The sequence below is a fragment of the Halobacillus sp. genome (assembly GCF_049282395.1).
Taxonomy (GTDB): domain Bacteria; phylum Bacillota; class Bacilli; order Bacillales; family Halobacillaceae; genus Halobacillus.
Genome location: NZ_JBAPTY010000222.1, coordinates 1 through 5,884, shown reverse-complemented (window position 1 = coordinate 5,884; position 5,884 = coordinate 1). Strand labels below are relative to the sequence as shown.

The window sequence follows — 5,884 nt, the reverse complement described above, 5'->3', positions numbered from 1 at the left end:
ATAATGAAAGAATATCTTGACGTACTGGTTGGTTCGTTCAGTTTTCAAAGATCAAAAGTTTTCGTTTGCCGCTTCAAAACAGCGACTTAATAATCATATCATTGTGACTCGTTTAAGTCAACAACTTTTTTAAATGATTTTTGGCTTGCCGTTGCCGGCTTGCCGCTCTGTCTTAATGCGACAAGTAATAATATACCACGCTGAAATAATGTTGGCAATACCTTTTCGGATATTTTTTTCTAATCATCTTTATATTGAATCAATTAAAACCCCCGGATCCTGTCAGCCGGGGGTTTATAAAGTCATTTATTCCATTTTAAGATTCTCGATTTCTCATCTGAGGGAAAAGCAGTACATCTCTAATGGAAGGAGAATCTGTTAAAAGCATAACCAGACGATCAATTCCGATTCCTAAACCGCCTGTTGGTGGGAGTCCGTATTCTAATGACTCTAAGAAATCTTCATCCATCATGTGAGCTTCATCATTTCCTTCTTCCCGCTCTTTCAGTTGAGCTTCGAACCGCTCTCTTTGATCAATTGGATCATTAAGCTCGGAGAATGCGTTGGCATGCTCACGCCCTACGATGAACAATTCGAAACGATCTGTAAACCTCGGGTCTTCCGGATTCTTCTTGGCAAGTGGTGAGATTTCAATAGGATGTCCGTAGATAAATGTAGGCTGAATCAGTTTATCTTCAACATATTGCTCGAAAAATTCGTTAACGATATGACCAAAAGTCATGGAGTCCTGAATTTCGACATTATGCTCCTTAGCTAATTCTTTCGCCTGTTCATCACTCATATCTTCAAAGAAATCAACGCCTGTATATTCTTTAATGGCATCGACCATATGCAAGCGTGTCCACTCTGGTTCTAAATTAATTTCCTGCTCGTTATACGTAACTTTCGCAGAACCAAGGACCTCTTTTGCAATGTGGGCAACCATGTTTTCCGTCAGACTCATGACATCATGGTAGTCAGCATATGCTTCATACAGTTCCAGCATCGTGAACTCTGGATTGTGTCGTGTAGAGACTCCTTCGTTACGGAAAACGCGTCCTATTTCATATACTTTTTCCATACCGCCCACGATCAAACGTTTCAGATGGAGTTCAATGGCAATCCTCATATAAAGCTGCATGTCCAGTGCATTGTGGTGAGTAACAAATGGACGTGCGGATGCTCCGCCTGGGATCCCGTGCATTAATGGAGTTTCTACTTCTAAGAAACCAAGACCATCCAGGTACCGGCGCATGGATTGTATAATTTTACTCCGGGTAATAAACGTGTCACGGCTTCCAGGGTTAGTAATTAAATCTAAGTAGCGCTGACGATACCTTTGTTCTACGTCTTGCAAACCGTGAAATTTTTCCGGTAGAGGACGAAGAGCTTTGGTAAGCAAGTGAAACTCGTCCGCTTTAACGGAAAGTTCCCCTACTTTTGTCTTAAACATAACTCCAGTTACTCCTATTATGTCACCAAGGTCAGCTGTGTTAAAAACTTCGTAAGCTTCCTCTCCGATTCGATCCTTACGAATATATAGCTGAATTTGTCCACTTACGTCCTGAATATGAGTGAATCCCGCTTTTCCTTTTCCACGCTTAGTCATAATTCGACCAGCAATAGTTGCAGGAAATTGTTTTTCTTCAAGCTCCTCTTTATTATACTGGTCGTATTTCTCGATGAGATCTTCCGCCAGATGAGTACGTTCGAACTTGTCGCCAAATGGATCCAATCCCTGTTCCCGGTAAGCATTCAGTTTATCTCTGCGCACCCGCATTTGTTCATTGAGTTCTTCCGACATTCTAATCACTCCATTCCCTTATCTATTGTAAAAGTAAGCCGCTTCAATAATAAAAACTGCCAGCTTCGGACTGGCAGTATTCTAACTATGATTTAGTATAGAAAAGACGTCGAATTGTGTCAACGCTGACGATACTTTCATGCGTTCCCCTGATTCATTATCCTTATTAAAGTCTCTAAAATACTATGAGGGATGTTTACGTATCTTCATTATAGCCACTTTTTCATTTTTCAATCGAATCATACAGTCCATATGAAGCATATATACATCGATTCATCATTGGAGAAACGTTCATTCGCGAGTTTTTCTATTTCTAAATATTCGGCTGTACGATTATCCAGTAATACTCTGGATGAAAGATGCTTTTTCGTCCGAAATTTAAATTAATAAGATTACCTATTATATCCTTCCCCATACCCTCATACTCTGGACATCTTCTGCAGGCAAATCTTCCAGAATTTCTTCCGCTTGTTTAGTTATAAACGGTATCGTTACTTTTGGATTCACTTCTACTAATGGAACCATAACAAAAGCTCTGTCCTGCATATGTGGGTGAGGAAGAATCAGGCGCTCTGCTCTCATATGTTCTTGATTATATAGCAAAATGTCAAGATCTATTGTACGCGGCCCCCACTTTACCACACGTTTTCGTCCTAATTCCTTTTCAATGGACTGGCAATGATCAAGTAATTGTAAAGGAGGCAGAGAGGTTTCAATTTGGATAACCATATTTAAAAAATCATTCTGCTCGGTATAACCTACAGGTGCTGTTTCATATACTGCTGATTTTAAAACCACCGTAATCTCCGGGTGATCATCTATGCTCGCCACTGCATTTTTTAAAAATTCTTCTCTCTTAGAAATGTTGGACCCAAGTGCGATATACGCTGTATTCATTCGGTACGACTCCGGTAAATTTCAATAGCCACCGACTGATAGTGTCCAGGGATAGGAGGATCAGGTTTATAAACTTTCAGACGACAGCCTTGAACAGGACTGAACTGATTAAACAACTCAGCGGAAAGTTTTTCTGCTACCGTTTCCACTAATTTATGTGCTTCTCCTTCGACTACTTTTTTACAGGTTTCATAAATCGCGCCATAATCCACGGATTTCGTCATGTCGTCCGTCTCAGCAGCTGGCTTTAGATCTAGTTCAAGTTCAGCATCTACATAAAAGCGCTGCCCCAGTTTGTTTTCTTCGGGAAAAAGACCGTGATATCCCCAGAATTCCATTTGATTTACATATATTTTATCCATTATAACCTTCCTTTCCCATCATAGCATCCATCATTTTTGTCATTCGAGCTATAGATTTCACGTCGTGGACTCGGACAATATGAACCCCCTGGGCAATTCCGTAACAAACGGTAGCTCCTGTACCTTCCATGCGTTCATCTTTAGGCAAATCCAGGATGGTTCCTATAAATGACTTCCGCGAACTGCCAAGTAATAGAGGGTATCCCATAGCTTCAAACTGGTGAAGATTACGCATCACTGCTAAGTTTTCTTCTTTTGCTTTGGCAAATCCAATCCCTGGATCGAGCACAATGTTTTCTTCTTTAACTCCGGCTTGCTTCGCTATATTAATACTTTCCTCTAAGTCAGCTTTCATATCGTCAATTAAAGATGTGTAGTTCCTATCGTTGCGATTATGCATTAAAATTACCGGCACATTATATTCAGCCGCGACCTCCGCAATGGCCGGTTCTTTTTTAGCTCCCCACACATCATTAATAATGCAGGCTCCTGCTTCAATCGCCTTTCTGGCGACTTCAGCTTTATACGTGTCAATCGATATAGGGAGATCCACTTCACTGTGAATAGCCTGGATGATCGGAACAACCCGCTCAATCTCTTCTTTTTCGCTGACCGGCTCATGGCCGGGACGCGTGGATTCCCCGCCTATATCAATAATATGTGCCCCGTCCTTTGCCATAGCACTCGCACGCCGTACGGCTCCTTCCACCGTATTAAACCTGCCTCCGTCTGAAAAAGAATCAGGGGTAACATTTAAGATTCCCATGACTAATGTTCGTTCGGATAAATCATATGAATAATTCTGCGTTTTTAGCTTAAATCCCATAGCCGGTACCTCTTTCTCTAAAAGCTTCTTTCCCTATCTTACAACATTTTTTTATTTCTATCACTTACCGTATCTATTTGTTATTCCCATAAAAAAATACGCCCTGTAAAAGAGCGTATTTTTAAGAGTTTATTATTCGTCTTCTTCAAATTGATAAAGCGGTGTAGAGAGATAACGTTCCCCATTACTTGGAATCACTGCTACGACTTTTTTACCTTTACCAAGTTTCTTAGCTACCTGTTTAGCCACATGAATAGCTGATCCGGAAGAGATTCCGCCTAGAATACCATCCTTACGGGCAGCTTCGCGCGCTGCAGCAAAAGAATCCTCCGTGTTAACTTGATGAACTTCATCGTAAATTTCTGTATTCAGGATGCCCGGTACAAAACCGGCACCGATCCCCTGGATTTTATGGGGACCTGGGTCTCCTCCCGACAATACAGGCGATCCCTCTGGTTCTATGGCATGAATTTTAATATCAGGGTAGTGTGCTTTCAACACTTTCCCTGCACCCGTAATCGTTCCGCCAGTGCCAATTCCTGCAACAAACGCATCCAATTGGTCACCCATTTGTTCCACAATTTCAGGACCCGTCGTTTTTTCATGGATTCTTGGGTTAGCTTCGTTATTAAATTGCTGAGGCATGAAATAGTTATGCTGTTTTTGAAGTTCAGCTGCTTTCTTAATAGCCCCTTTCATACCTTCACTTCCCGGTGTCAAAACAAGATCCGCACCATAAGCACGCAGAAGATTACGACGTTCCTGACTCATCGTATCCGGCATCACAAGAATAGATTTGTAGCCTTTAGCAGCGGCAACCATAGCAAGCCCAATCCCAGTGTTTCCACTTGTTGGTTCAATAATGGTGTCGCCTTCTTTAAGATCTCCGGATTTTTCTCCTTCTTCAATCATCGCTAATGCGATACGGTCCTTTACAGAACTGCCTGGATTCATGTATTCCAGTTTCAGATAAATGTCCGCACTATCTTCCTCTGCAGACCCATTCAGTTTTACCATCGGCGTCTGCCCGATAAGTTCACTAACGTTATTAACAATTCTCATAATTTCCACCCCTAAAACCAAGTATTTTGATAGGATTTAACTCTAATGTACTGAAGGATGAGCATATTGTCAAACATTTCAATCATTTATTAGTAACGTTCCCTTCAAAAAAAGGGCGAAACAAGTTTCTTGCCTTTTTTGCGCACAAGAGTTGTTCCGCCCCTCTATCTACCTATAATGACACTTTGAGGTAACGATTATTCAGCTTCCTGAGATTGCAGGTCTTTCAATTGATTGACATCAAATTGATAATCTTCATTACAAAAATGACACTTAGCCTCTGCCCCTTGATCTTCTTCAATCATGCGTTGAATCTCTTCGTCTCCAAGGCTTGCTATCGCCACTTCTACACGCTCCCGTGAACAGTGACATTTAAACTGCACAGGCATCGTATCCAATATTTGCAGCTTATCTTCTCCGAGCACCGTTTGTAAAATTTCTTCAGGACTTTTTCCCTCTTGAACTAGACTTGAGATAGCTGGCATCTCTGACAAGCGCCTTTCTATTTCACTGGTAGTGGCATCGTCCGCCCCGGGCATCATTTGAATAACAAATCCACCCGAAGCAAGAATGGAATAATCCGTATCTACGAGAACTCCAGCACCTACCGCAGATGGAACTTGTTCAGAATTGGCGAAATAATAGGTGAAATCTTCACTTATTTCCCCAGAAACGAGCGGTACCTGCCCGGTAAAGTGATCTTTCATACCAAGATCCTTAACGACACTTAAGGTACCATTTGTGCCCACAGCACGAGCTACATCCAGTTTTCCATTTTGATTTAAATCAAAATCTACGTGAGGGTTGATAATATAGCCGCGTACTTCGCCTCTTGCATTTGTGTCAGCTATAATAGCCCCAGCCGGGCCATCACCCTCTACTTTCACCGTGATTTTATCTTCCCCTTTAAGCATAGCTCCCATCATAGAACTA

General features: G+C 41.6%; 6 protein-coding genes. All 6 read right to left on the bottom strand.

From position 1 onward, the window contains the following. Positions 1-316 precede the first annotated feature (316 nt). Positions 317-1,804: a lysine--tRNA ligase gene (gene lysS / locus WAM07_RS09750; RefSeq protein ID WP_422166424.1), complete on the bottom strand. Its 1,488-nt coding sequence runs from the start codon at positions 1,802-1,804 to the stop codon at positions 317-319. A gap of 399 nt (positions 1,805-2,203) precedes the next feature. Continuing rightward, positions 2,204-2,701, bottom strand: a complete 498-nt coding sequence (gene folK, locus WAM07_RS09745) for a 2-amino-4-hydroxy-6-hydroxymethyldihydropteridine diphosphokinase (RefSeq protein ID WP_422166423.1) — start codon at positions 2,699-2,701, stop codon at positions 2,204-2,206. Next, positions 2,698-3,063: a dihydroneopterin aldolase gene (folB, locus tag WAM07_RS09740; RefSeq protein WP_014641386.1), complete on the bottom strand. Its 366-nt coding sequence runs from the start codon at positions 3,061-3,063 to the stop codon at positions 2,698-2,700. Before folB ends, folK begins: the two co-directional genes overlap by 4 nt. Further along, positions 3,056-3,889: a dihydropteroate synthase gene (gene folP / locus WAM07_RS09735; protein ID WP_422166420.1), complete on the bottom strand. Its 834-nt coding sequence runs from the start codon at positions 3,887-3,889 to the stop codon at positions 3,056-3,058. Before folP ends, folB begins: the two co-directional genes overlap by 8 nt. A gap of 132 nt (positions 3,890-4,021) precedes the next feature. After that, the gene (gene cysK / locus WAM07_RS09730; RefSeq protein ID WP_422166418.1) at positions 4,022-4,951 is read right to left on the bottom strand and encodes a cysteine synthase A; all 930 of its coding nucleotides are present in this window, start codon (positions 4,949-4,951) and stop codon (positions 4,022-4,024) included. 197 nt (positions 4,952-5,148) lie between these two features. Further along, positions 5,149-5,884, bottom strand: a 736-nt coding sequence (gene hslO / locus WAM07_RS09725; RefSeq protein ID WP_422166416.1) for an Hsp33 family molecular chaperone HslO, incomplete at its 5' end; no start/stop codon positions are given.

Bases quoted from the DNA above. Each gene is read 5' to 3' on its own strand.
- lysS (WP_422166424.1), bottom strand. From the start codon at position 1,804: ATGTCGGAAGAACTCAATGAACAAATGCGGGTGCGCAGAGATAAACTG.
- folK (WP_422166423.1), bottom strand. From the start codon at position 2,701: ATGAATACAGCGTATATCGCACTTGGGTCCAACATTTCTAAGAGAGAA.
- folB (WP_014641386.1), bottom strand. From the start codon at position 3,063: ATGGATAAAATATATGTAAATCAAATGGAATTCTGGGGATATCACGGT.
- folP (WP_422166420.1), bottom strand. From the start codon at position 3,889: ATGGGATTTAAGCTAAAAACGCAGAATTATTCATATGATTTATCCGAA.
- cysK (WP_422166418.1), bottom strand. From the start codon at position 4,951: ATGAGAATTGTTAATAACGTTAGTGAACTTATCGGGCAGACGCCGATG.